This is a genomic window from Mesorhizobium sp. L48C026A00 (assembly GCF_000502375.1).
Taxonomy (GTDB): Bacteria; Pseudomonadota; Alphaproteobacteria; order Rhizobiales; family Rhizobiaceae; genus Mesorhizobium; species Mesorhizobium muleiense.
Genome location: NZ_AYWU01000077.1, coordinates 1 through 4,390, shown reverse-complemented (window position 1 = coordinate 4,390; position 4,390 = coordinate 1). Strand labels below are relative to the sequence as shown.

4 protein-coding genes are annotated in these 4,390 nt (G+C 63.2%); all 4 read left to right on the top strand.

Annotation, left to right across the window (positions count from 1 at the left end; translation table 11 throughout):
- Positions 1 to 704 precede the first annotated feature (704 nt).
- On the top strand, positions 705 to 1,574 hold the full coding sequence (locus tag X738_RS81615; protein ID WP_023804216.1) for a sulfurtransferase: 870 nt from the start codon (positions 705 to 707) through the stop codon (positions 1,572 to 1,574).
- Positions 1,575 to 1,579: 5 nt separating this feature from the next.
- Complete coding sequence (gene msuE, locus X738_RS80195) at positions 1,580 to 2,224, top strand: FMN reductase (protein ID WP_084834002.1); 645 nt, start codon at positions 1,580 to 1,582, stop codon at positions 2,222 to 2,224.
- 248 nt (positions 2,225 to 2,472) lie between these two features.
- Positions 2,473 to 3,327: a MetQ/NlpA family lipoprotein gene (locus tag X738_RS80190; RefSeq protein WP_023804214.1), complete on the top strand. Its 855-nt coding sequence runs from the start codon at positions 2,473 to 2,475 to the stop codon at positions 3,325 to 3,327.
- Between the two features lie 116 nt (positions 3,328 to 3,443).
- Positions 3,444 to 4,390: methionine ABC transporter ATP-binding protein (locus tag X738_RS80185; RefSeq protein ID WP_023804213.1), on the top strand; the 947-nt coding region annotated here is incomplete at its 3' end.

The following is a 4,390-nucleotide window of genomic DNA, read 5'->3' as shown; positions in this document are numbered from 1 at the left end:
AGAGCCTGCTGCCGATCACCGCCTCGCTGGCCATCCGCGTTGCGTACTGGCAGAAGTTCTATGTCCACCGCACCCTACGGCCGGAAGCGTATGGCGGTCTGATCCATCACCGGATCGCCAACAAGGTGGACGTCTATCCGGTCCACAGCGACGTCCTGAACTCGGCTGCGTTGGCGCGAAGCGTCGGCAAGTTCGGCAGCCATCTCCTGTCGCACGTCTACCCCGAGGGCGCGCCGATCCACTCGAGCTATCCCGGCGGAGCCGCCCAGATCGCCGCGTCCAACGTGACGATCCTCAAGGCGCTCTTCGATGAGGACGCCGTGATTTCGAACCCGGTTCAGACTGATCCCAAGGANGCCCAGATCGCCGCGTCCAACGTGACGATCCTCAAGGCGCTCTTCGATGAGGACGCCGTGATTTCGAACCCGGTTCAGACTGATCCCAAGGATCCGACGAAACTCATCCCCTACCAGGGTGAGCCGCTCACTGTCGGAGGCGAGCTCAACAAGCTTGCCTGGAACTACGGCGTCGGCCGCGACTGGGCCGGCATCCATTGGCGCTCGGATTTCTCGGCGTCGCTGGCGCTGGGCGAAGAGCTCGCGATCAGCGTTCTCCGCAACGAGCGGCAAACGTATCGCGAGCCTTTCGAAGGATTCAGCTTCACGCGCTTCGACGGGACGAAGGCCGATGTCTAGCGAGATCCAATGCTGCCCACGGCAATTGCAGGTGCGGTGCAATTCGATGTCGCGCCTCGTGTTGTCCTAGGGATGCCACACGATCCCATAATCGAGCCCACCGCACTGCCATCCCTTGGCGGGTTTCGTCTGCTCGACGTGCGTGAGCCTGCGGCCTTCGAGGCCGATCACCCGGCGAGGGCCGTTCGCGTGCCGATCGAGACTTGGGAGGCGGCAGCAAAGTCGGGCGAGACCTCGTTCGAGAACATCCCCTATTGGGAGCGTGCGATCGCCTATCTTGGCTTGGGCGGCCCCGTGCCCGCGGTTGTCTATGACAATGGCCGCATGACGGAAGCTGCGCGTGTCTGGTTCATCCTGCAGTATTTCGGGGCAGAGGCGCTCATCGTGAATGGGGGATGGCCTGCCATCCGCGGACAGAGGGAACTGCTTGCGCAGGCAAGCGGACTTTCAGGTCCGACGACATTCCAGGCTCGACCGGGATCGGGATCGGTCGGGCTCGTTGACCGGCAGACGCTGAAGGCCGACCTGGACGGCGTCAGGCTTCTCGACGCTCGGACCGCGGACGAGTTCGCCGGCACGGATCTGCGGCGCAACGCACGGGGCGGCCATTTGCCCGGCGCGCGGTTGCTTCCGCATGAGAGCCTGCTCGACGATGGCCGCCTGAAGTCAGCCGGCGACCTTCGCAATCTTCTCTCCGACGCCGGGTTCCGGGCCGGACGTCACCTGGTCACCCATTGCGACGGTGGTGGCCGCGCGGCACTCGCGGCCGCCGCCGCGGTCCGGGCAGGATATGACGATGTCCGCGCCTACTATCTGAGCTTCGCCGACTGGGCGAAGGACGAGAGCTGCCCGGTCGTACTGGACCCGCAAACCCGGTGACCGCCATGACAACCCCCACCGTCGTCGGCTTCTCAGGCAATCTCACGCGGCCATCCAAGACGCGCGGTTTCGTCGAGCATTTCGTCAGGGAGATTGCGCATCGGCACGGCCTTGCGGCGGTGACCTTCGATCTGGACGATGTCGGCCCATCGCTCGGGACGGCGCGTTGGTCGCGCGACCTCGACGACACAGGCCGAAGGGTGCTTGATGCGGTCGTCTCGGCCGAGGTGCTCGTCGTCGGCTCGCCCACGTACAAGGGCAGCTACACCGGCCTGTTCAAGCATTTCTTCGACCTCGTCGATCCGGCAGCGCTGCGCGGCAAGCCGGTGCTTCTGACCGCGACCGGTGGCGGGGAGCGGCACGCGCTGATGGTCGAGCACCAGCTCAGGCCTCTCTTTGCTTTCTTCGAGGCGCTTGTCTTGCCGACCGCCGTCTATGCGACGGACAAGGACTTTCTGGATGGTGCGCTTGCCTCTGAGGTCATTCGCAAGCGGGGCGAACAGGCGATCGACGAAGCGAGCTCTCTCCTGATTTCCCGCCGACGCAGCGTTGACGCTGCTGACTTCACGCTGCCCCGGTCCGCCGAGGAGCAGGTCGGGCAAGCTCATCCTTCGAACGCGATTGGCGCGGGTCGATACCCCCGGGTTTGACAGTACTGCGAATGTCGGGCTGGCGATCACGACCAGAAAATGGACGACCGAAGGGCTTCTCGCAATTGCGAATACGAGGTCTATTCTGCCACCAGCAGCGAAAATTTTGAGATGATATTCCCGGATTCGCGCCAACGCGGCAATGTAATACTTTGCGAAGATGACCCCTATATAGGAAGATGCTGATTATGTTGCGCACAGTGCGCTGCCATCCCTTCCCACAACTGGCTGATTTCAAGGAAAACATTATGACTGAACTTACAAAGCCGCCACATCGTCCTCTTGCCATGGCGATTTCGAGGCGCGCCGGCCTTGCCGCAATCATCGCTTCGACAATCGCGCTCATTGGCGTCGCCCCGCCAGCGCCGGCGTTCGCGCAGGACAAGAAGGCGATCAAGGTCGGGATCATAAGCGGCGAGGACGAAGATGTCTGGCGCGTCGTCACCGCTCAGGCGGCCGAGAAAGGTCTTACGATCGAGACCGTGGTGTTCAACGACTACACCCAGCCCAACGAGGCGCTGGAGCGCGGCGAGATCGACGCCAACGCCTTCCAGCACCAGCCTTACCTGGATAACCAGATCAAGACGCAGGGCTACCACATCGTACAGGTCGGCTACACCGGCGTGTGGCCGATCGGGCTATACTCCAAGAAATACGCGAAGGTTGCCGATCTGCCGGAAGGCGCCATCATCGGCGTGCCAAACGATCCGTCGAACGAGGGCCGCGCGCTGCGCGTCCTGCAAAACGAAGGGCTCATCAAACTGAAGGACGGCACCGGCATTCCGGCGACGACCACCGATATTGCCGAGAATCCGAAGACCTTGGAAATCAAGGAGTTGGACGCCGGCATTGTCGGCCGTTCCGTCGACGACCTCGACGCCGCGGTGGTGAACACCGACTGGGCGCTGAAGAGCGGCCTGAGGCCAGAAAACCGCATCGCCCAGGAACCGATCGCGGACAATCCTTATCGCAATTTCATCGCCGTGAAGGCCGGCGCCGAGAGCGAGCCGTGGGTGAAGACGCTGGTTGAATCCTACCAGAACGATACGGTGAAGGCCGAATTCGAACGCGTCTACAAGGGTACCGGGCTCAGCGCCTATTGAGTTGCTGCCCGCCACTCTGGATGGCGATCTGAAAGAGCAGGCGGCTCGCGTCGAAGACGCGGGCCGTCGCGCTATATGTCCTGCAATGACCCCTGGACGCCCGAAGGAAAACAGTTTTGAACCAGCATTTCCCCGCGGACGCGCAACATATTCCCCACGTCGACCCGGGTACGCCCGAAGACGTTGTGCGCCTGATCGACCTGAAGCGCCGATTTGGCTCGACGCCCGCTCTGGACGGGGTGTCGCTTACCGTCCGCAAGGGCGAAATCCTCGGTATCATTGGCCGCAGCGGCGCCGGCAAGTCGACGTTGATCCGCTGTCTCAATGGTCTGGAGCGTCCGGATTCGGGGCAGATCTTTATCGAGGGACGCGACATTGCCCGGCTCGGCGAGCGCGAACTACAGCCGCTGCGCCGGCGCATCGGCATGATCTTTCAGCATTTCAACCTGCTTTCAACCAAGACCGTCGAGGACAACGTTGCGCTGCCGCTCAAGATCGAGGGACGCCCGAAGGCGGAACGCCTAGCACGGGCAACCGAGCTTCTCGATCTGGTTGGACTTTCCGAGAAAGCAAAAGCCTATCCGTCCTCGCTCTCAGGCGGGCAGAAGCAGCGCGTCGGCATCGCCAGGGCTCTGGCGGCCCGCCCCGCGCTGCTGCTTTCCGACGAGGCGACCTCCGCGCTCGACCCGGAGACCACCCGCTCCATCCTTGCGCTGCTCAAGGACATCAACCGGCGGCTCGGGCTCACCATCCTGTTGATCACCCATGAGATGGAGGTGATCCGCTCGATCGCCGACCGTGTGGCGGTGATCGACGCCGGCCGGATCGTCGAGGAAGGACGCGTCTGGTCGGTTTTCGCCGATCCGCAATCGCGGATAACGCAAAGCCTTCTCGGCGGCATCCGCCCGCAATTGCCGGACGAGATCGCGGCCAGGCTCTCTCCCTCGGCCGGCAAGGAAGCGATCCTCAGGATCGACGTCGCGGGAGAGGCCGCGCGCCGCCCTCTCCTTTCCGATCTCGCCGCAAGTATCCCGGGCTCGTTCCGCCTCGTCCATGGCGGCAT